Genomic DNA, 20,016 nt, shown 5'->3' on the forward strand with positions numbered 1-20,016 from the left:
ATAAGGGATACACACGATGACTGACCAGATGAGCGATGTGGCGCCACGAACGATCGGCGAGATCGCGAGCTTCCACGCCCATGTCTATTACGATCCCGCGACCAGTCGGGGCGAGGCGGAGCGCCTGCGCCACTGGATCGGCGAACGCTTCCTGGTCACGCTTGGGCGCTGGCACGACGTCAAGGTCGGTCCGCATGATCAGGCGATGTATCAGGTGGCCTTTGCGACCGAATTGTTTCCCGTGCTGGTGCCGTGGCTGATGCTGAACCATGGCACCCTGAGCATTCTGGTCCATCCCAACACGACGAATCCGCGCCGTGATCACCACGCCGATCCGCTCTGGATCGGGACGCCGCTTGGCGTCCATGCCGACAAGCTGCCCGAAGAGGCCGAGATGGAGCGGGCGCCGGCACCGAACACGACGCCGACGCTACGTCCCTGAGCGCCGGCGGCGGGCTCTCGCAATGGGGCCGGACGCGTAAAATTTGATGCAACTGCTCTACGACCAAGTTGTTTCAAACTCATCGCGTTTTGCAACGTGGGATTAAGTCGCCATTCTTACGCTTCGCCCAACAAATATCGGGCAGGGCGCATTGGGCATGTTCTTCTCGTTTCGAAGCTGGTCACTTTGGCGGGTGGTTGGACCGCTGATCGCGATCGTGCTGCTGCAGGCCTGTCTGTCGGCCGGCAGCCTTCAGGTGATGTCCGCGGTGCGGGCCTATGTGGCCGGGGAGAGCTTCTGGTCGAAAGGGCAGAAGGACGCCATCCACTATCTGCAGATCTATGTCAGCACCGGCGCGCCGGACTATCTGAAGAAGTTCGACGCCGCGATCGCGGTGCCACTGGCCGATCGCGTCGCGCGGCTCGCCCTCGAATCGCCCGGCAACAACGACGCCGCGGCGCGCACAGCCTTTGCTAAAGCGGGCAATCATGATGACGACATCGGCGGACTGATCTGGCTGTTCAAATATTTCCGCAAGATACATCACGTCGCTGGAGCGGTGACGGCTTGGCGGAATTCGGATGTGTTGCTCGATCAGCTCATCGAGATCCGGAACCAGGCCGCAAACGACGTTGCACTGCACGATCCGACGGCTGCGACCATCAGGCACTGGGCCGAACGGATCAGCGTTGTCGACGCGGCGCTGAGCGCACTCGCCGTCGACTTCTCAGATCATCTGGGGCAGGCGTCGCGCCAGGTCTCCTCGCTGTTGCTGCTGATCAACGTCGTCATTGCGGCGTGCCTCGCCGGCATCGTTGTGTTCCACACGCGGCGGATGCTGCTGCGCCGCTGGCTGGCCGAGACCGCGCTTGCCGAGGAGAAGGAGCGCGCCCAACTCACCCTGGCCTCGATCGGCGACGCCGTGATCGTGACGACGCCGGACGATTGCGTCAGCTACATGAATCCGGCCGCGGAGCGTCTCATCATGGCAGGGCAAGACGCGACTGACCGGCCCGTCTCATCCCTGTTCAGTATCTCCGAACAGCCGGTGCAGGGGTCATTCCAGATCACCGAGGCTGACGGTGAAAGTCGGCCGCCGCAGCGGCTTCTGCTGCGGCCCGACCAGTCCAGCGTGCCGGTCTCGGTGGTCGAGACCCCGATCACGCATGTCGGCCACTGGGCCGGCAGGGTCATGATCATTCATGACATGACGGCGGAGCGGCGGCTGGTCGAGGAACTGGCGTGGGCGGCATCGCATGACGCCCTCACCGGGCTCGCCAACCGGCGGCAGTTCGAGTTCGAGCTTCACAAGTCGATGTCGGGATCGTCGGACGGGGGCGCCGATCTGATGCTGATCGACCTCGACCAGTTCAAGATCATCAACGACACCTGCGGCCATATGGCCGGCGACCGGCTGCTGAAACAGGTGGCCAAGCTGCTGGCGGCCGAGGTTGGCGGCGGTGGGCTGGTCGCGCGTCTCGGCGGCGACGAGTTCGGTATTCTGTTGCGCGAGGGCAATTCCGGCGGGCGTGAAACCGCCTCCGATGTCGCGGAACGGATCCGGGCCGTGGTCGAGCAGTCGAGCTTCGTCTATGAGAGTTCGGGCTTCCGGATCAGCGCGAGCATCGGTCTGGTCAAGCTTGGCGATTGCGCCGGCGTGCAGGACGGGCTGCGGCTGGCCGACGTCGCCTGCTTCCTTGCCAAGGACAAGGGACGCAACCGCGTCCAGGAGCATCGTCCGTCGGATATCGACACAACGGTGCGCGTCGCCGAGATGAGCTGGGTCCAGCGCATCCGCAAGGGATTGGACGAAGAGCGCTTCTGTCTCTACGAGCAGGAGATCCGTCCGGTGACTGCCGCGCTGAAGGGCCAGGAGCGGCGCGAACTGCTGCTGCGCCTGCGCGACGAAACCGGGGCCCTTGTGCCGCCCGGCAGCTTCCTGCCCGCCGCCGAACGCTACGGTTTGATGCCGCTAATCGACCGCTGGGTGGTGCGCCGCGCCTTCGAGATCATCGCGGAACGCAAGCACAGCCTGCGCAAGGTGGCTGGCTACGCCATCAATCTCTCCGGCGCTACCATCGGCGATGGCGAGTTCGTCGACTTCGTCGCCGAGCTGTTTGCCCAACATGACGTGCCGCCGACGCTGGTGTGCTTCGAGATCACCGAGACCAGCGCGATCGCCAATCTGGACGACGCACAGAAGTTCATCGCTCGCTTGCGGGAAATCGGCTGCAGCTTCTCGCTCGACGATTTCGGCACCGGCATGTCGTCGATCGCCTATCTGAAGCACCTGCCGGTCGATTTCATCAAGATCGACGGCTCGTTCGTGAAGGAGATCCTGCACAGCAAGGTCGATCGTGCGATGGTCGAGATGATCACCAAGACGGCGAAGATCATGCAGAAGCAGGTGGTTGCGGAGTTTGTCGAAAGCCTCGCCATCCTCGACGAATTGCGCCATATCGGGGTCGACTACGTTCAGGGCTACGCCATCGGCAAGCCGGTCCCGGTGCTCACCCTGCGGGAAGAGAAGATCGCCTGAGGCCGGAATTGTCCCGGATCGGGACATTTTTTCGATAGTTTAGCCCTTAGGCATTGATTCGCCGTCGTTTTTTAACCCCCAAAGAGGCTAAAAAAACGTACCCAGGCCTCCTCGATCTCGAATATGCCTTACTCTGATTCCCTGATATGATGAGCAATCGGTGAATCCCGCTTGGGCCGGTACATGGTCCAGTGCACCGAACTTGGGGATGGATGGGTCAGAGAACGACGAAAGCTGCCGGGCGTGGGCTGAGCCGCGGCAAGTCTTTGGTGGGCAGCACGGCATTTGCCGTCGGCGCGCTTGCCTTGTCGTCTGTCTTCGCGGCCTGGATTGTCGGACTTGATCCAACCGCGTGGCGGCACGGATCGGCGCTTGCGAACACCAGCGCTGCGCTGACCTTCGATGATCGCTTCGGCTCCCGGTCCACCCTCAACTCGGCTTCGCTCTATTATCCATCCCGCCGCGGTGTCCGTTCGGACCGCGGCGATTTCAAATCCGAATTCGATCAGATCGAAGATGCGCTAGGCGGCCAATTGCGTGAGTCGCAGACCGATCTGCCGAGCCAACCGGCGGCCGCGTCTGCCGTCGCGACAACAACCGTGCCGATGCCGCGATCCCGGCCGGCGGAGGCCAACCTGCTCGCGCGGAACGATCAGCCGGCCTCCCCGCCGGTGCAGCAGGCCGATAACCGGACGTTCCTGCAGAAGATCGCCGACATGATGCCGGGGAAGCTGCAACTGGCTTCGCTCGATCCGAACGGCGGGCTGCTTTCCGGTCCGAGTCCCAATCTCGGTGCGCTCGGCTATGATGGCACGACCGCAGTCTACGACATCACCGCGCGCGTCGTGTATATGCCCGACGGCACCAAGTTCGAGGCGCATTCCGGTCTCGGCGACCTCCTGGACGATCCGGCACACGTGAACGCCCGCAACGCCGGTGCGACGCCGCCCGGTGTGTATGAGATGAAGCCGCGCGAAAAACTGTTCCACGGCGTGCCAGCGCTGCGCATGACGCCGGTCGACGGCAGCGAGACGTTCGGACGCGTCGGTCTGCTCGTCCATCCCTACATGCTTGGCCCGAACGGCGACTCCAACGGCTGTATCTCCGTGAAGAACTACGACAGGTTCCTGCAAGCCTATCGCAGCGGCGTGATCAGGCGCATCGCTGTTGTGGTCAGCATCCGGGACACGCAATCAGCCGCGACGCGCTCGCCGTCGAACTCGTAGGGCCACCGTAGAGGTCACCGCTTTGCCGGTGACCGATTTGATCTTTCCATCATGCGCATCGTCTGCGAAACATCGTGACCCCTTGCGAGGTCGCGATGACTGACGAACGCCGCCGCTTTCGCCGCACGATCTTGATGGCCGCTTTGAGGACGGGCTAAAGATCGCTCAGCGCCTGGAAGAGCTGGTGCGACGTCAGCAGGGCACCAACAACATGAATTTTGCCGACGTGCTGCACAATGAGGGCATGTTCCTGCACAACCTCGGCCGCTACAACGAGGCCGCCGAACGGCTCAATGCCGCGCTGACGATCAAGCTGCACTTCCAGGACGCCGCCTCGACGCTCCGCACCTCCAACATCCTGGTCAACTCGTTGATGATGCTCGAGCGCCGTGCCGATCAGTACAGCGTGATCGATTTCGCAACCCACGGCCTCGTCGCGGGGGAAGTGAAGGGGTTAAGCGAGCCGGCGCTGGTGCTGACCTTGCCGGCACATCCAACAGCCGACGATGACGGGCTGCTGACGTCGAGCCGCGTCGCCAGGCTGACGCTGGATGCCGATTGGGCGGTGCAACACGGCCGCGGGCGACAAGCCTGGCGCCGAAGGCCTGTCCGGCCTCGCGCGGGCGTTTTTCTATGCCGGCGCGCGGGCGCTGCTTGCGCCGGTCGATGCTGGCGCTGATCGCCGATCCATCTGATCCGAGGAATGCGGAGCCCGCGATGTGGGCTCCGTTCGTTCTGGTCGGCGAGGGCGGTTAGTCCGGAGCATGATCCGGAACGGTGGAGACCGTTTCCCGAAAGATCATGCTCACCTTCAACCGCAATTGCCGGGATCGACCGGAACGTACTGTCCTGACGGATAGCGAAAATAGCATGCGCCTTGCGACCAATAATATCCGGGACGCTGTGCAGCCTGAGCTCCCACGATCGCGCCTGCCGTTCCGCCTGCGACAGCGCCTGCCACCGCGCCGAGCGGCCTGTGGGTTAGAAGCCCGCCAAGCAAGCCGCCGACCACAGCACCTCCGACGACGCTTGCAGCCGGATCCGGCGGTGGCGGAGGCGGCGGCGCGTAAGCTGCTGGAGGCGGTGCGTATCCAGCAGGCGGAGGCGGATAGCCTCCTGCAACCGGCGGCTCATCCGCACCGCCGTCGTCCATAAACTCAACGTCCGAGACATAGGTCGGCGGCCCCTCCATTGGTTGCGGGTAGAAATACCAAGCGCCGCCGACATCCCACCACCAGCCATTGCGTCCGTTGTGCATCTCATGGCGCCACCGTCCGCCCTCCCAGGCGAGGTGGCCATGATACGCATGTCCGCCAAAATTACGCGAAGGCAGCGCACCATGCGCCATTCGACCGGGCATCGGCCCGGGATGCCCGGGGACCGGCCTCGCCGCCTGAACTCCCGGCCTGCCAGCCGCAGCCGGCCTGCCTGGCTCCTGCGCGTGCGCCGACAGCGCAAACATCGTCAACGCAGACATCAACGGAAACAAGATCTTGGAGTACCTGGACGTGCTCATTTTGGACCGCCCCCCTCGTCGGCTTGCCACGACAGCACTGCGGATTCTGTGTGGACTCTGGCGAGCTTCACCTACCTTGTCTTGTTACAAATACGTAAGATCGCGGCCAGGGTCGTGCGCCCCTAGCTCGCTTGGGGCAAGCCACCCTGTTGCTCGGAAAGCGGTCGCGCGCTATGCGGCGTGCACGGATCGCCGCGGTTTGGCATCGAGCAGGCTGGAGATATCGTTGAGGGTCATCGGCCGGCCGATCAGATAGCCCTGAACCTCGTCGCAGCTGGTCTGGCGCAGATATTCGAGCTGGTCGGCGGTCTCGACGCCTTCGGCCACGACGCCGATCTGCAGGTCCTGAGCCAGGGCGATCACCGATTTGACGATCGCGGCGCAATCCGGCTGGGTCAGCATGTCCCGGATGAAGGATTGATCGATCTTGATCCGGCTGAACGGCAACTTGCGCAGATAGGTCAGCGAGGAGAAGCCGGTGCCGAAATCGTCGAGCGCGACGGTCAGGCCGAGCTCGAGCAGCGCGCGCAGGATCGCGCGCGCCGATCCGTATTTCGAGATCAGCATCGATTCGGTGATTTCGATCTCGAGCCGGTTTGGCGCAACGTTCGCATCGGCAAGTGCCTGCACGATCGTCTGCAGGATCCCCGCATTCTGGAACTGGACCGCAGAGAAGTTCACCGCGATCCTGATATCGTCCGGCCAGCGCGACAGCGTCGCGCAGGCGCGGCGGATGACCCACTCGCCAAGCTGATGGATCAGCCCGCTTTCCTCGGCGATGGGAATGAAGACGGTCGGCGGGATCAGGCCGCGCACCGGATGCTGCCAGCGCAACAGCGCCTCAAAGCCGGTGATGCGGCCTTTGCGGATGTCCAGGAACGGCTGGTAGACGAGGAACAGCTCGTTTGCTTCGATGGCGTGCTCGAGGTCACGCTGCAATTCCCTGCGGTCGCGCGCCGATTTGTCGTCATCAGCCTCGAAGAAGCAGATGCTGCCAGGCCCGGATTTCTTCGCCCGATAGAGCGCGATGTCGACATGCTTGAACAGATCGTGGGGCGTGTTGCCGTCCCGCGGCGCCAGCACGATGCCGACGCTGATGGCACCGGCGATCTCGTATCCGTCGACCAGGAATGGTTCGGCAAAGGCCGCCACGAACAGCTCGGCGATCGCGAACGCGTCTTCCGTCCGCGTGAGGTTGGACATGATCAGCGCGAATTCGTCGCCGCCAATGCGTGCGACATGCTCGGCCGTACGCGTGCATCGCTGCAGCCTGGCCGCAACCTGAACCAGGAACTCGTCGCCGGCTGGATGGCCGAACCTGTCGTTGACCTCCTTGAAGCGATCGAGATCGAGCAGCAGTACGGCGAATTCCTCGCCTGACCGGTCCAACCGCTTCAGCGCGCCGTCGAGTGTCTCGTTGAAGGCAACGCGGTTCGGCAGATGTGTCAGCGGATCCTGCCGCACCGTCCGTTCGGCATTGTGCTGGGCAATGATGCGCCGCCTGAATTCGAGCGCGTTGACGAAGACGCCGCGCAGCAGCACGGTCCCGTACACCACGACCAGGACGGCCATCAGCAGGTAGACGAAGTCGCCGTCCCGGCCGAGGCAAATCGCCGTGCCGAGGAAGATCGGCGCGGTGAAGGCAATCGCCGCGATCGGGATCGTGGAGAAGGCGAACGCGCCGCCGGCCAGCATTCCGGCGCAGAGGCAGGTGATGACCAATTGTCCGCCGCTTGACGCGTCGGCGAAAAAGGCGACCGGGACGATTCCCCAGGCCGCACCGAGCGCCAGCGCATTTCGCACCAGCCGGTACATCGTCCGGCGCGATACGAATTCCGGCTTTGCGATTCGTCGCGACGCGCGCGCCTGCAAACCGAAGAATGTTGCTGCGCTGATCACGGCAGCTGCCCAGATCTGGGCAAAGGCCCAGTCGGGCGATTGCCACAGCGCGACCGCGAGCACCAGCGCGTTGCACGCATTGGCCAGCATGATGCCGACCGAATAGCCGAGAACGAGCGAGATCTGCTCGGCACGGATGTGACCGGCTAACGCTTCATCTATCGGTGGTGCGCCGAACGCCGCGAGGTCGCCCGCGAACAGCTTCGCGAAATATGATTTCAGATACCTACGCATCACAACGCTGCTTGCGCGATTGGGCCCGGCGCCGGATCGTAGAGTTCTCCGCAAACCTTTGACAAACTATGAACTATTGGAATGCACCGAGCCATGGCGGGTGCGCGCTCGGGTTCCAATTCCCGGGCATCCCTAACAAATCGATACAAATGCGCAGGAGTATTCGAGCAGCGTTTCTCTCCAGGCGACCGGCGGCAAATTCTGCCGCCCGCCACGCCGCTTGATCCCACAGTTGTTTTTTTCGCGATGAGTCGTGTTCCCGCGACGGCAAACCAGAAGGTTGCGCCCATGAGCCTCCCGACCACGAACCACGATCCGGGATTTCGCATTACGCGCGCTAGCCATGTCGTTCTGACCGCCGCGACCTCGAGGCGAGCCGGCGGTTCTATGAAAGAGTGGTCGGCCTGATCCTGACCCCTCAAGAGGGCGATGTGCTCTATTTCCGCGGGGTTGAGGAGGCCTGTCATCACAGTCTTGTGTTGTGCAAGGGCAGCGACGCCAGCTGCGCGCGGCTCGGCTTGCGGGTCTTCAGAGATGGCGACCTCGACGGCTGAAAGCCTTCTTCGAGGCGCATGGATGTGAGGCCGCGTGGGTCGAGGTGCCGCATCAGGGGCGCACGCTGCACGCAAGCGATCCCGCTGGCACGCCCCTGGAATTCTGCGCGACCATGCTGGTGGTGCCGCGCATGATCACCAAATTCACCCGTCATGCCGGTGGCGCGGCGCTGCGGCTCGATCACACTCGGGTGCTGACGCCGGAGGTGCGCAAGGCCTGCGAGTTCTACATGGCTGCCGGATTTCGCCTCAGCGAATATATTGCGCTGGCTGACACCTCGATCTGCGCGGCGTATTCCTTCAGCGCAAGGAAAATCCGCACGACATCGTATTCTTCAATGGTGCGGGTCCGCGGCTGCACCATTTCGCATTCCTAGCCCCCGAGGTGCATCACGTGCTGCAAGCCTGCGATCTCGCGGGCGAACTCGGCTACGGTGCATCCGTCGAACGCGGCCCGGGACGCCACGGACCGGGCCATGCGATGTATGTCTATATGCGCGATCCCGATGGTCATCGCGTCGAACTGTTCAACCCCCACTACCAGATCATGGACATCGAAAACGAGCCGATCGGCTGGGACCCGAGCGACCACACGCTCTCATTCCCCTGGGGCTTGCCGGCGCGGAAGGCCTGGTTCGAGGAGGCGACGCCGTTCGCGGATGTTGCGATCCGCGAGCCGGAGGTGAAGCCGAAGCCGCTGACACTCGAGACGTATCTCGCGAAGTAGCATGTCCTTGTCCGGCACAAACTCCGTTTACGACGTGGCGATCGTCGGCCTCGGGCCGGTCGGCGCCATCTTCGCCAATCTGCTCGCGCGCGATGGGCTTCGGGTCGTGGTCATCGAGCGCGCCGCTGATATCTACGACAAGCCGCGCGCGATCACGCTCGATCACGAGGCGCTGCGCATATTCCAGGCGATCGGGCTCGGTGAATTCATGGAGCAGGCGATCGCGCCGCACAACGGCTCGCACTATCTCGGCGTCGATGGCGAGATCATCAAGATATTCGATCCGATGCCGCCACCGTTTCCGCTCGGCTGGACCCCGAACGTCACCTTCGTACAGCCGGAGGCGGAGCAGGCGTTGCGCGACAGGCTCGCCAGCTTTGCGAATGTCGATGTTTTACTCGCGACCACGGGCGTGTCGCTGCAACAGAACGACCGCGCGGTGACCCTGATCGCGCGCCGTGAGCCCGGCGAGGAACTGGTTGTCCGTGCGCGCTACCTGGTCGGATGCGACGGCGCCAACAGCTTTGTGCGCAAGCAGCTCGATATAGGCCTGGAAGATCTCGCCTTCGACGAGTGGTGGATCGTGGTGGATACACGTTGACCAGCGACCCCGCCAAACGGCCGGCGAAGAGTTTTCAGTACTGCTGGCCGTCGCGCCCCGGTACCTTCGTGCCGGGCCCGCGCAATTTGCGGCGCTGGGAGATCAAGCTGTTGCCGGGCGCAGATCCTGAGGCCGTCGGGGCGCCTTTGCGATCGTGACGGCGGCAGCCGAACCGATGGCGTGGTTGTCGAAGGCTCTGCGCACGGACTGGCTGTGGCTTGGCGGCGAGTGCGTCGTCATTGCGACGTCTGGAGAGAGTGCGCGTCATGACGGCGTCCTGACCGTCGTCGAGCGCGATCGCCTGTTTGCTGATTGGATGCAGCAAAACGCCGTTGCGGCGGTCATCGTGCGGCCGGACCGTTACGTCTTTGCTGCCGCGGATAGCGCCGGGGAGTTCAATATGCTTGTCCAGCAACTGCTCCAGAACCTCAGCGCAGCGCGTTAGCCTTTTCAAGACGGCGCTTTGTCTGTACCACCGGGAGAAAGAAGTCCCGGGGGAAACCAGTGAATAACAACAATAACGTTGCGGAATATGATTACGTCGTGGTCGGTGCCGGCTCGGCCGGCTGTGTGCTCGCCAGTCGCCTGAGCGCCGATGGCAAGAACTCTGTGCTGCTGCTCGAGGCCGGACCCAGGGACACCAATATCTGGATCCATGTCCCGCTCGGTTATGGCAAGCTGTTCAAGGAAAAATCCGTCAACTGGATGTACCAGACCGAGCCGGAGCCCGGGCTGAACGGGCGGCAAGTGTTCCAACCGCGCGGAAAAGTGCTCGGCGGCTCCAGCTCGATCAACGGCCTGCTCTATGTCCGTGGCCAGCACGAGGACTACGACCGCTGGCGCCAGCGCGGCAATGCCGGCTGGGGCTATGACGACGTGCTGCCCTATTTCCGGAAGGCGGAGGACCAGCAGCGCGGCGCCGATAAATATCACGGCGCGGGCGGCCCGCTCCCGGTGTCGGACTGGCGGCATCACGATCCGCTGTCGGAAGCCTTCGTTCATGCCGCGGCCGAGGCCGGCATCCCAACTAATCCCGATTTCAACGGCGCGACCCAGGAGGGCGCGGGCTTCTTCCAGACCACGACGCGCCGCGGCCGGCGCGCCAGCACGGCGCGGTCTTATCTCCGGCCGGCGATGACGCGCGGCAATCTGCACGTCGAAACCTCGGCATTAGCGCAGCGCATCCTGTTCGAGGGCCGGCGTGCCAGGGCCGTCGAGTACAAGCAAGACGGCCGCCTGCGCACGGCGAAAGCGCGGAAGGAGATCCTGGTGTCGAGCGGCGCGTACAACTCGCCGCAATTGCTGCAGCTCTCGGGCGTCGGTCCGGCCGATCTCCTGAAGCAGCACGGCATCGAGGTCGTACTTGACGCGGCCGGCGTCGGCAACGATCTGCAGGATCACCTGCAGGTGCGCATCGTGACGCGCTGCGCGCAAACCGTCACGCTGAACGATGTCGTGAACGATCCGGTCCGCCGGGTCATGGCTGGTCTGCGCTACGCCGCGCTGCGCAAGGGGCCGCTGACGATCGCGGCCGGCACCTCAGGCGCATTCTTCAAGACCAACCCGCGGCTGGCGTCGCCCGACGTCCAGATCCATTTCCTGCCGTTCTCGACCGACAAGATGGGCGAGAAGCTGCATCCCTTCTCGGGTTTCACGGCGTCGGTCTGCCAGTTGCGCCCGGAGAGCCGCGGCTCGCTCAAGATCAGGAGCGCGGATCCGTCCGTGCCGCCGGAAATCCGGATCAATTATCTCGCGACCGAAACCGATCGCCGCGCCTTCATCGACGGCATCCGCATCCTGCGCAAGATACTGGCCGCGCCGGCGCTGAAGCCCTATGCCGTTGCCGAGGTCGATCCCGGCGCCAAGGTGGTCAGCGACGATGACCTGCTGGAGTTCTGTCGCCGCACCGGCAGCACCGTCTATCACCCGACCTCGACCTGCCGGATGGGCAATGATCCGCTCGCCGTGGTCGATCAGCGGCTCAAGGTGCGCGGCATCGAGGGCTTGCGCGTGGTCGATGCGTCGGTCATGCCGGACCTGATGTCGGGCAATACCAACGCGCCGACGATCATGATCGCGGAGAAGGCGTCGGACATGATTTTGGAGGATGCGCGGTAGATGACGTAAAGCGCGATGAGATTGAGTTGAATCATCATCGCGCTTTAGCTTCTTGTTTGAGCATGATCTTTTCGGAAAACCGCTTCACACTTTTCCGGATCATGCTCTAGCCCGGATGGAGCGCAGCGAAATCCGGGAATCGTCTACGCGGATGTTAAGTGCCCCAGATTGCGCTACGCTGCATCCGGGCTACGTCATCCCTTATACGCCCGTACCCGCCGCACCATCTGCTCGACATGCGCGATCGGCGTGTCCGGCTGGATGCCGTGGCCGAGGTTGAAGATCAGCCGGCCCTTGCCGAAATTCTCCAGGACGTCATCGACCGCGCGGTCGAGCGCAGCGCCACCGGCGATCAGCGCCAGCGGATCGAGATTGCCCTGCACGGCAACGCGCGATTGTACGCGCTCGCGGATCATCGAAGGCTCGGCGGCCCAATCGATCGATACCGCGTCGACGCCGGTTTGCTCGACATAGGCCGGCAGCATGCCACTGGCGCCGCGCGGAAAGCCGATGATCCTGGCGTCCGGCGCCTGCTTGCGCACACCAGCGACGATGCGTTTGGCCGGCTCGATCGACCAGCGCGCGAATTCACGCGGCGGCAGGACGCCGGCCCAGGTGTCGAATATCTGGAGGCAATCGGCGCCGGCCTCAAGCTGGCCGACGAGATATTCGATCGAACTCTCCACCAGAACGTCGATGATTTTTGCGAAGGCGTCCGGATGACGATAGGCGAGCATGCGCGCCGGCGCCTGATCTGGCGTGCCTTGTCCGGCGACCATGTAGGTCGCAACCGTCCATGGGGCGCCGCAGAAGCCGATCAGCGCGATATGAGGCGCGAGCTCGCGGCGGACACGGCGCAGCGCCTCGTAGACGGGCTCGAGCTTGCCAAAGTCGGCGCGGGTGGCGAGCGTTGCGATCTGCTCGGGCGTTGCCAGCGGATCGAGCCGCGGACCTTCGCCGGCTTCGAAGCGCACCGAGCGGCCCAGCGCATAGGGGATCACCAGGATGTCGGAGAAGATGATCGCGGCGTCGAAGTTGAACCTGCGGATCGGTTGCAGCGTGACTTCAGCCGCATAGTCCGGGGTGAAACAGAGATCGAGGAAGCTGCCAGCCCTGGCGCGCAGCTCGCGGTATTCCGGCAGATAGCGGCCGGCCTGCCGCATCATCCACAGCGGTGGCACGCTCTGCCGCCGGCCCGACAATACGTCGATGAAAGGCTTCGTCGCGGAGTCCTGTGGCACGCGAAAGTTCCTGATCACAACCGAGATTTGCCGCCCGTGATACACGCTGCGTCGCAATGGGCCAAGGCGATTATGGAACTCTGGTTCACGCGGGAGCGTTGTTGTGGGGTATGGAGGACCACATGGCTGAGAAATTCGATCCTGCCGCGCAGGACAAGCACGCCGACCATCCGCGCGACGCGCAGGCTGCCGACCGCGAAACCCACGCCAGGTTGCAGGCCGGCCTGGAAGACAGCTTTCCGGCGTCCGATCCGGTCAGCGTGACGCAGCCTGCGTCATCAAGGCACGACGGCGACCGGAACGGGTGGTCGCTGTGGGATAGATTGATGGCAGTGTTCCGATAAACACGATGCGAACCAAATTCAATCATGCCGCGAATGACTCACCGCGCAGCCTGCCGGAGACCGCCAGACGGCTCAGATCGGCCCGCGCTCGGGGCGATGCACCCGATCGACTTCAAAAGTCACGCCGAGCCGGCGCTCGAGATGCCAGACCACGACGCAGCGTCTCCGGATCGGCTCGTTCTCGATTTCAAGATCGAATGCAAACGGGATCGCCACGTCGCTTTCGACGGCTAGTCCCGCGCCGCCCGTCGAGATATTGAGCACAAGGCATCCGATGCTGGTGTCGCGGAAAAAGATCGTGCCGCGCTTCATCAGGATGGTCCGATGACTGTCGGTCTTGTATTTTTTCAGAATTGTATTCACGGCAATCTCCCACCCCGTCCCAATCGTTCCCCTAGTTGACCAGCACAGCGCCGTCGCAGCGGATTCCCATGACCCACAGATTGACCTGGCCGATGCTCACGCCGAGCGTTGCAAGCAGCGACGCCAACACCTGATCGACCGGACTGGTGACGCCGCTCAGGATGCCGGCCACCGCCGCGCCGAGACCCGGAATGGGAAGTCCGAGCGGGCCGACATTGACAGTCAGCGCCAAATTGCCGAGCAGACTCGAGGTCAGCGACGACGTGAAGTTGGTTGTCGTCACCGTCTTCATCGTCAGCGACTGAATGTCGCTATAGCTGAAGTTGACGTTGGTCGGCGTGGTGTTGCCCATGTAGGCATTGGCACGGCCGGTGACCGTGATGAGGCCGAGATTGACCAGCGTCGCGGGCGGTGGGTTCGGCGCGGTGGTGAAGTTGGTCATATCGGCGGGGGTGACGGCGCCGATCCACGCATTGATGATCCCCGGCGTGGCCCCCAGGGTGACTTGCGAGGTGTTGATGTTCGGAAAGCCGCAAGTGACCGCGTTGAGCGTCGCGGTGCCCGCGGCAACCTCGACGTAGACCGGCAGGTTGATCGCGGAGACAGGACCGCTGCCGAGCACCTGAACCGATACCAGCAGTCGGGTCTGGGCGGTGTGGACGCTGACACCCTGGGGGCCGTACTGCACCCAGCCCGATCCAACCGGCCGTTCGCCGACGGTCGCGAGCACGGACACGTTGGCGATGCCTGGCAAACCGAGATTGACTGTTGCCGCGATCTGGTGAGTGCCGTTGGCGAGCTGTGCCGTTGCGGAAAGCAGGTCGAAGACCGAAACCATAGCGCTGAGCTTGGGACTCTGCCCCACCGTGAGGTCGTCAAAGGGGCCGAGATCGATCAGCGAACCAGGGGTGATCTTGGTCGTGACGCTGGTGACGGCCTGGGAGATCGTCGACAGCGCGGTGGTCGCAGCGTTCGCGCCGTTGGTGGTCTGCTGCGCCGTCAGTGCAGCAGCAATGATGTCGGAGACCTTGATGTTGCTGGTCAGCAGGGTGTTATAGGTCACGCCGGTCATGTTGACCCGCGTCGCCAGCGCCGACAGGAAAGTCAGTGCGTCGATCTGGGCGCCGACCAGGGAATTATAGTCCATTACCGAGAGCGACAGCGTCGTGCCGAGCATGCTGCCGAGCATCGCGTTGACCACTCCTCCATTGAGCGCGAGCAGCCGCGATCCGATGGCGAAGGAGGCCATCGCGGTGGACGTCGCGGTGGCGGATGTCCGGATCGTATATTTGTTCGAGCCGGTAAAATAGCGCGCAAAATAGAGCGGCGTCTGGGTGTTCAGCGTGACCCGGGCAGCGTTGGCGTTGCCGGTCGCCGGGGTCACGAAGCGCGATTGTGGCGCTACCGCGGGGTTCGCCGTGTAGGTCCCGAGCTGGACGCCGACCAGCGCGCTGGCCGGATAGTTGTTCTGGGTCACCGTCGCGGTGGCGGCATTGACCGCGTTGGTCAGGTTGCTGGCGGCTATGATCGCGGCGAGGTCGGCGGTGGTCTGCGTCTTTCGTCGATCGGCAAAGATCGTACCGAGATCGACCGCAAGCCCCGCGCACCCGACGACGAGCGTCATCAGGCCCGCACTCATAATCGCGAAGTTTCCGCGGTGATCGGCGCGGAAGCGCTGCAACAGCGTCAGGATCGCGGCCATCCTAGAATCCTCCGTACTGGATCGCCGCCGAGCGGACGATGGTGGTCGGCGGAGCAGGAACGAACGGCAGGCTGTAGATGAAGTTGCCGGTCGCGTTGTAGTTCACGGTCACGACGTAGACATTGGCGTTCGCCGGCGACGGCGCAGCGCTGACCGAGAGATGGCTGGGGACCAGCAGCGGATAGGTTGAGGCGTTAGCGGTGACGTAACTCGTCGCCAGGCTGTTGCGCTCGGTATCGGTCAATCCTGCGACCGACGAACGCGCCGCCTCGGCGGCGAGTTGTTGAACGCCATGCACCATCGCCAGGTAAGAACCGAAGACGACGATGCCGAATATGAAGGCGAGAAACAGCGGCAGCAGCAGCGCAAATTCGACGGCCGACGCGCCGCTTCGACAGCGGAAAAAACGGATCATGGTACACCTCGCAACGCCTATCAGTTGCGCCACGTTGCGAGTCTTAGATTAAGGAAAACTCTGAAAATGCTTCCGCGAATCAGTGCCCGCGATCTGCGCGGATGGCTGTACAAAACTTGATGGGGTGCGCGATGCTTTATGGGGAGATCAAAATATTTGATGCGGTCCCCGCAGAAATCCGGATCGACGCGACGCGGAGTCAATGAATTCGGTCGTCGAATACCGTACCAATACGTGGCAATGCACGTAACGATGCATAAGAAGCGCGCCCGCCGCAAATTGAAGCTAAACCAATGTGCAACCAAATGTTAGTATAGCTCAATCACATACTACGGAGATCGTAATTGCGTCCGTGCTGAGATTGGAGCGCCGCGATGCACAGACCACGTCAACATTTGAATATTCCTACCGAGATCGTTCGCACTGTTGTTGCCATCGCCGAAACAGGAAGCCTGTCGAAGGCCGGGGAGCGTCTCGGCCTGAGTCAACCGGCGATCAGCTCGCAGGTGAAGCGGCTGCAAAGCCTGAGTGGCGGCGCACTCTTCGTGAGAACGGCGAATGGCACCACGACCACCGAGCTCGGCAAAGTTGCCGTGCAGCAAGCAAGGCGCATTCTTGAAGCGAATGACCAACTGCTTCGGCTCGGTGGCAACAATGAAGGACCGCAGCCGCTGCGGCTGGGGATCAGTACGATGCTCGCCGAAGAATTCCTGAAGGTGCAGCCAGCCGAGGCGCTTGCCGACGTACTGGTTCACGCCGACATGTCGCCGGCCATCATCAGGGGGCTGATCGACGGCTACATCGACATCGCCTTCGTCTACAGCAATCCCCAGATCGAAGCCGAAGACGAAGTCACCGTCGCCAACGAGGTCGAGGAGCGTTCGGCGTGGGTGCGGTCACGGGATTTTGTTCTGCGGCCGGGCGCACCGATCCCGATCCTGGCGTGGCCGGGCGACGACTGGATGATCCGTACGCTCACCAAGCAAAACATCTCGTACAAGATCGTGTTCAGAAGCCCGAACCATCAGCTGCGACTCGAGGCTGCGCGGGCCGGATACGGCCTGACGGCGTGCCCTGAGCGAATGATTCCACCCTTCCTCGTCTCGGCGAAGGACTACTATCTTCCGGAGCTGCCGGTCTATAAGCGCCTGCTGTGCGTGCGGCCGGGCCTCGAAGGAAGCCGTGCGACGGCGCTGGTGCAGCGGTTGTCGAGCCTGTTCTTCAGCGGCGCGAAGCCGATACGTCAGGTGAGCAACATGTAGCGTGTCCGGCGCCGCGCTCCGGTGGCGCCGTTCAATAGTGTGGAGGACGCTCGTTGGCGGGGCCCGGCGCATGCCGCTCGGCTTCCTGAAGCCGGTCCCGCATTTCTGAGATCTGGCGGGTCAGGGCGTCGATCTGTTTCCACTGGGCCGTGATGGTCTGGTTCAGCGTCTCGATGGTCTCGTCCTGGTAGGTCAGCCGGACTTCCAGTGCATCGATCCGTTCGCTGAGCTTTGCGACGTCATTCATGGGCGGAGCTTTCCGTGCAGCCGTGCTCGCGCAGGCCGTGCCCGAGCGCGACACGCTCGTCGAACACAAAGCACTCGCCGCGCCAGCGGCTGTCCCGCTCCGGCGTCTCCTCGAGATATCTGAGAATGCCGCCCTTGAGGTGATAGACCTCGGTGAAACCGTGGGCGAGCAGATAGGCGCTGGCTTTCTCGCAGCGGATGCCGCCGGTGCAGAACATCGCGATCTTCCGGTGCCTCGCCGGATCGAGCTCACGCGCGGCAAATTCCTTGAACTGGCCGAAGCTCGCGATCCTTGGATCCACTGCGCCCTCGAAGGTGCCCATCGCGACCTCGAAGGCGTTGCGGGTGTCGAGCAGCAGCGTGTCGGGAGAAGCGATCAGCGCGTTCCAGTCGACGGCCTCGACATAGGTACCGACCCGCCCTGTCGGGTCGACGGTGGCGTCGCCGAGGGTCACGATCTCCTTTTTCAGCCGAACCTTCAGCCGCTGGAACGGCATCTGTGCGGCTTCGGAGAATTTCAGCTCGAGATTTTCGAGGCGGCCGCCGAACAGCGGCCCGCGCTGCAGCTCCGCGACGAAGCCGTCGATGCCCTCGGTCGTGCCGGCTATCGTGCCGTTGATGCCCTCATGCGCGAGCAGCACGCTGCCCTTTAGGCCGAGCCCGGTGCATAGCGCGCGCAGGGGCTCGCGCAGCGCGTGAAAATCCGGCAACGCAGCAAATTGGTAGAAGGCGGCGACCTTGAGGGGCATCGCCGGGGTTTATCAGGCCGGCAGGACACGTGAAACCCCGCAAAGCCATGCGTTATCGTGATAATTCCTCTGGCATGCCAGGCATTGCCCAGCCGGGGATGAATGTGCCATTTACTCGGTGTCCGCGGCAGAAGCGCCCGGAATGTCAAGAAATGCCAAAAAATGCCAGGCAATCACGATCAAGCGAGCTCTCTCTCATGAGGAATTTCCATTTCGCCGGCCGTTCCACGGTCCATGCCCAAAACGCGATGGTGGCGACCTCGCATCCAGAGGCGGCGCTGGTGGCCATCGAAGTCATGCGCGAAGGCGGCACGGCGGCCGACGCGGCGGTTGCGGCCTGCGCGCTGCTCGGCGTCATCGAGCCGCAATCGACCGGCATCGGTGGCGATTGCTTCGCGCTGATCCAGCCGAAGGGCGAGGGCAAGATCGTCGCTTATAACGGGTCCGGCCGCGCACCGATGGCCGCGACCGTCGACTGGTATCTCGAGCGCAAGATCCACTCGGTACCGTTGACCTCGGCACATGCCGTCAGCATTCCCGGCGCGATCGATGCGTGGGACGTCATCCTGAGGAATCACGGCAAGTTCGGCTTCGACCGGCTGCTGCAGCCGGCGATCAAGGCCGCCGAAGAGGGCTACGTCGTCGCGCCGCGCATCGCCTTCGACTGGAAGAACCAGTTCGAGAAGCTGAAGAACGGCACCAACACCGAGCGCTATTTGTTACCGCACGGCAAGCCGGCGGTGGCCGGCGACGTGATCCACCAGCCCGAGCTCGGCAAGACCTTGCGCGCGATCGCGCAAAACGGCCGCGACGCCTTCTACAGCGGCGAGATCGCCGCCGACATGGTGGACACGCTGCGTCGCATTGGCGGCCTGCACACGCTGGAAGACTTTGCCGCCCATACGACCGAGACGACGTCGCCGATCGGCACCATGTACAAGGGCCATGACGTCTGGCAGTGCCCGCCGAACGGGCCGGGCATCACCATGCTGGTGATGCTGAACATCCTCTCGCGGTTCGACTTGACGAAGTTCAAGCCGCTCAGCATCGAGCGCTTCCACCTCGAGGCCGAAGCCGCGCGCATCGCCTACATGATGCGCGAGCAGCATATCGGCGATCCCCAGCACGCCCATGTCGACGTCACCGGCATCCTCGCCAAGGAATTCGCCGACGAGCACATCAAGAATATCCGGATGGACGGACTGCTCGACCTGCCGAACGTTGCACCGCCGATGAACCCGTCGACGGTCTACATCACCGTGGTCGACAAGGATCGGAACGTCTGCTCCTTTATCAACTCGATCGCGCATTCGTTCGGCTCGGCGATCGTGTCTGATAAGACCGGCATCCTGCTTCAGAACCGGGCCGGTGGCTTCCGCATCCAGCCGGGCCACCCCAACTGCATCGCGCCGGGCAAGCGTCCGCTGCACACCATCATCCCGGCGCTTGCGACAATGAACGGCCGCGCGGTGATGCCGTTCGGCGTGATGGGCGGGCAGTATCAGCCGGTCGGCCAGACCCACGTGCTGACCAACATGCTCGACTATGGCTGCGACGTGCAGGAGGCGATCGATATGCCGCGCGGCCTGCATTACGAGGGTGTCTACCAGCTCGAGGACAGCGTGCCGGCCGATATCGTCGAAGGCCTGAAGAAGATCGGTCACAAGACCACCAGCCTGGTCCCACCGCTCGGCGGCGGCCAGGCGATCTGGATCGACTGGGACAAGGGCACGCTGACCGGCGGCTCCGATCCGCGCAAGGACGGCTGCGCGCTCGGCTACTGATGCACAGCGGCTCCTCCCCGCTGTTTGCGGCGTTGCAGCTGACCGGCCCCGTCC

The 20,016-nt window shown here is 63.4% G+C and carries 20 protein-coding genes and 1 pseudogene; 13 read left to right on the forward strand and 8 right to left on the reverse strand.

What is annotated here, in order from left to right; all coding sequences use genetic code 11:
- Positions 1 to 16: 16 nt before the first annotated feature.
- The 4 genes and pseudogenes from ACP2YO_RS10475 to ACP2YO_RS10490 all read left to right on the forward strand — a co-directional run.
- Positions 17 to 442 carry a DOPA 4,5-dioxygenase family protein gene (locus ACP2YO_RS10475; protein WP_426440799.1) on the forward strand — a complete coding sequence of 142 codons (426 nt, stop codon included), beginning with the start codon at positions 17 to 19 and terminating at the stop codon, positions 440 to 442.
- Positions 443 to 599: 157 nt separating this feature from the next.
- Positions 600 to 2,981, forward strand: a complete 2,382-nt coding sequence (locus ACP2YO_RS10480) for an EAL domain-containing protein (RefSeq protein ID WP_426440800.1) — start codon at positions 600 to 602, stop codon at positions 2,979 to 2,981.
- A 269-nt stretch (positions 2,982 to 3,250) separates the two neighbouring features.
- Positions 3,251 to 4,207: a DUF2778 domain-containing protein gene (locus tag ACP2YO_RS10485; RefSeq protein WP_426440801.1), complete on the forward strand. Its 957-nt coding sequence runs from the start codon at positions 3,251 to 3,253 to the stop codon at positions 4,205 to 4,207.
- Positions 4,208 to 4,604: 397 nt separating this feature from the next.
- Positions 4,605 to 4,963: pseudogene (locus ACP2YO_RS10490) on the forward strand (CHAT domain-containing protein); the annotation flags it as partial.
- 55 nt (positions 4,964 to 5,018) lie between these two features.
- Here the strand turns inward: ACP2YO_RS10490 and ACP2YO_RS10495 are convergent.
- Together ACP2YO_RS10495 and ACP2YO_RS10500 are read right to left on the reverse strand one after the other, a co-directional pair.
- On the reverse strand, positions 5,019 to 5,465 hold the full coding sequence (locus ACP2YO_RS10495; RefSeq protein WP_426440802.1) for a hypothetical protein: 447 nt from the start codon (positions 5,463 to 5,465) through the stop codon (positions 5,019 to 5,021).
- 429 nt (positions 5,466 to 5,894) lie between these two features.
- On the reverse strand, positions 5,895 to 7,856 hold the full coding sequence (locus ACP2YO_RS10500; protein WP_426440803.1) for a putative bifunctional diguanylate cyclase/phosphodiesterase: 1,962 nt from the start codon (positions 7,854 to 7,856) through the stop codon (positions 5,895 to 5,897).
- Positions 7,857 to 8,251: 395 nt separating this feature from the next.
- On the opposite strand from ACP2YO_RS10500, the gene ACP2YO_RS10505 reads away from it, so the two are divergent.
- The 6 genes from ACP2YO_RS10505 to ACP2YO_RS10530 all read left to right on the forward strand — a co-directional run bounded on the left by ACP2YO_RS10505 (position 8,252) and on the right by ACP2YO_RS10530 (position 11,856).
- Entirely contained in the window at positions 8,252 to 8,410 is a 159-nt protein-coding gene (locus tag ACP2YO_RS10505; RefSeq protein WP_426440804.1) for a hypothetical protein, read from the forward strand.
- Positions 8,411 to 8,454: 44 nt separating this feature from the next.
- The gene (locus ACP2YO_RS10510; protein WP_426440805.1) at positions 8,455 to 8,787 is read left to right on the forward strand and encodes a hypothetical protein; all 333 of its coding nucleotides are present in this window, start codon (positions 8,455 to 8,457) and stop codon (positions 8,785 to 8,787) included.
- Positions 8,766 to 9,137: a VOC family protein gene (locus ACP2YO_RS10515; protein ID WP_426443126.1), complete on the forward strand. Its 372-nt coding sequence runs from the start codon at positions 8,766 to 8,768 to the stop codon at positions 9,135 to 9,137. Before ACP2YO_RS10510 ends, ACP2YO_RS10515 begins: the two co-directional genes overlap by 22 nt.
- 1 nt (position 9,138) lies before the next feature.
- Positions 9,139 to 9,738: an FAD-dependent monooxygenase gene (locus ACP2YO_RS10520; RefSeq protein ID WP_426440806.1), complete on the forward strand. Its 600-nt coding sequence runs from the start codon at positions 9,139 to 9,141 to the stop codon at positions 9,736 to 9,738.
- A gap of 154 nt (positions 9,739 to 9,892) precedes the next feature.
- Positions 9,893 to 10,183 carry a hypothetical protein gene (locus ACP2YO_RS10525; RefSeq protein WP_426440807.1) on the forward strand — a complete coding sequence of 97 codons (291 nt, stop codon included), beginning with the start codon at positions 9,893 to 9,895 and terminating at the stop codon, positions 10,181 to 10,183.
- A gap of 59 nt (positions 10,184 to 10,242) precedes the next feature.
- The gene (locus ACP2YO_RS10530; RefSeq protein ID WP_426440808.1) at positions 10,243 to 11,856 is read left to right on the forward strand and encodes a GMC family oxidoreductase; all 1,614 of its coding nucleotides are present in this window, start codon (positions 10,243 to 10,245) and stop codon (positions 11,854 to 11,856) included.
- A 194-nt stretch (positions 11,857 to 12,050) separates the two neighbouring features.
- Here the strand turns inward: ACP2YO_RS10530 and hemE are convergent, their stop codons facing one another.
- Positions 12,051 to 13,097 carry a uroporphyrinogen decarboxylase gene (gene hemE, locus ACP2YO_RS10535; protein WP_426440809.1) on the reverse strand — a complete coding sequence of 349 codons (1,047 nt, stop codon included), beginning with the start codon at positions 13,095 to 13,097 and terminating at the stop codon, positions 12,051 to 12,053.
- Between the two features lie 122 nt (positions 13,098 to 13,219).
- Between hemE and ACP2YO_RS10540 the strand changes: the two genes are divergently transcribed.
- Positions 13,220 to 13,441 (forward strand): hypothetical protein, encoded by a 222-nt coding sequence (locus ACP2YO_RS10540; protein ID WP_426440810.1) that lies wholly within the window; start codon positions 13,220 to 13,222, stop codon positions 13,439 to 13,441.
- Positions 13,442 to 13,513: 72 nt separating this feature from the next.
- Here the strand turns inward: ACP2YO_RS10540 and ACP2YO_RS10545 are convergent, their stop codons facing one another.
- The 3 genes from ACP2YO_RS10545 to ACP2YO_RS10555 are packed head-to-tail and all read right to left on the reverse strand — an operon-like array spanning position 13,514 to position 15,921.
- Positions 13,514 to 13,804, reverse strand: coding sequence for a PilZ domain-containing protein (locus tag ACP2YO_RS10545; protein WP_426440811.1), 291 nt, complete (start codon positions 13,802 to 13,804; stop codon positions 13,514 to 13,516).
- A gap of 31 nt (positions 13,805 to 13,835) precedes the next feature.
- Positions 13,836 to 15,506 (reverse strand): pilus assembly protein TadG-related protein, encoded by a 1,671-nt coding sequence (locus tag ACP2YO_RS10550; RefSeq protein WP_426440812.1) that lies wholly within the window; start codon positions 15,504 to 15,506, stop codon positions 13,836 to 13,838.
- A 1-nt stretch (position 15,507) separates the two neighbouring features.
- Positions 15,508 to 15,921: a TadE/TadG family type IV pilus assembly protein gene (locus tag ACP2YO_RS10555; RefSeq protein ID WP_426440813.1), complete on the reverse strand. Its 414-nt coding sequence runs from the start codon at positions 15,919 to 15,921 to the stop codon at positions 15,508 to 15,510.
- Positions 15,922 to 16,295: 374 nt separating this feature from the next.
- Between ACP2YO_RS10555 and ACP2YO_RS10560 the strand changes: the two genes are divergently transcribed.
- Positions 16,296 to 17,183 (forward strand): LysR family transcriptional regulator, encoded by an 888-nt coding sequence (locus tag ACP2YO_RS10560; RefSeq protein WP_426440814.1) that lies wholly within the window; start codon positions 16,296 to 16,298, stop codon positions 17,181 to 17,183.
- Positions 17,184 to 17,214: 31 nt separating this feature from the next.
- Here ACP2YO_RS10560 and ACP2YO_RS10565 read toward each other — a convergent pair whose 3' ends face one another.
- Positions 17,215 to 17,430, reverse strand: a complete 216-nt coding sequence (locus tag ACP2YO_RS10565) for a SlyX family protein (RefSeq protein WP_426440815.1) — start codon at positions 17,428 to 17,430, stop codon at positions 17,215 to 17,217.
- Positions 17,423 to 18,178: a rhodanese-related sulfurtransferase gene (locus ACP2YO_RS10570; RefSeq protein WP_426440816.1), complete on the reverse strand. Its 756-nt coding sequence runs from the start codon at positions 18,176 to 18,178 to the stop codon at positions 17,423 to 17,425. Before ACP2YO_RS10570 ends, ACP2YO_RS10565 begins: the two co-directional genes overlap by 8 nt.
- Positions 18,179 to 18,375: 197 nt before the next feature.
- Here ACP2YO_RS10570 and ggt point away from each other — a divergent pair, with 197 nt between their 5' ends.
- Positions 18,376 to 19,962 (forward strand): gamma-glutamyltransferase, encoded by a 1,587-nt coding sequence (ggt, locus tag ACP2YO_RS10575; protein WP_426440817.1) that lies wholly within the window; start codon positions 18,376 to 18,378, stop codon positions 19,960 to 19,962.
- Positions 19,963 to 20,016 lie beyond the last annotated feature (54 nt).

It is taken from the genome of Bradyrhizobium genosp. P (assembly GCF_049949265.1).
Lineage (GTDB): Bacteria > Pseudomonadota > Alphaproteobacteria > Rhizobiales > Xanthobacteraceae > Bradyrhizobium.

Coding starts and splice junctions, on each gene's coding strand:
- ACP2YO_RS10475 (WP_426440799.1), top strand. CDS start 17: ATGACTGACCAGATGAGCGATGTGGCGCCACGAACGATCGGCGAGATC.
- ACP2YO_RS10480 (WP_426440800.1), top strand. CDS start 600: ATGTTCTTCTCGTTTCGAAGCTGGTCACTTTGGCGGGTGGTTGGACCG.
- ACP2YO_RS10495 (WP_426440802.1), bottom strand. CDS start 5,465: ATGCACAACGGACGCAATGGCTGGTGGTGGGATGTCGGCGGCGCTTGG.
- ACP2YO_RS10500 (WP_426440803.1), bottom strand. CDS start 7,856: ATGCGTAGGTATCTGAAATCATATTTCGCGAAGCTGTTCGCGGGCGAC.
- ACP2YO_RS10520 (WP_426440806.1), top strand. CDS start 9,139: ATGTCCTTGTCCGGCACAAACTCCGTTTACGACGTGGCGATCGTCGGC.
- ACP2YO_RS10540 (WP_426440810.1), top strand. CDS start 13,220: ATGGCTGAGAAATTCGATCCTGCCGCGCAGGACAAGCACGCCGACCAT.
- ACP2YO_RS10550 (WP_426440812.1), bottom strand. CDS start 15,506: ATGGCCGCGATCCTGACGCTGTTGCAGCGCTTCCGCGCCGATCACCGC.
- ACP2YO_RS10555 (WP_426440813.1), bottom strand. CDS start 15,921: ATGATCCGTTTTTTCCGCTGTCGAAGCGGCGCGTCGGCCGTCGAATTT.
- ACP2YO_RS10560 (WP_426440814.1), top strand. CDS start 16,296: ATGCACAGACCACGTCAACATTTGAATATTCCTACCGAGATCGTTCGC.
- ACP2YO_RS10565 (WP_426440815.1), bottom strand. CDS start 17,430: ATGAATGACGTCGCAAAGCTCAGCGAACGGATCGATGCACTGGAAGTC.
- ACP2YO_RS10570 (WP_426440816.1), bottom strand. CDS start 18,178: ATGCCCCTCAAGGTCGCCGCCTTCTACCAATTTGCTGCGTTGCCGGAT.
- ggt (WP_426440817.1), top strand. CDS start 18,376: ATGAGGAATTTCCATTTCGCCGGCCGTTCCACGGTCCATGCCCAAAAC.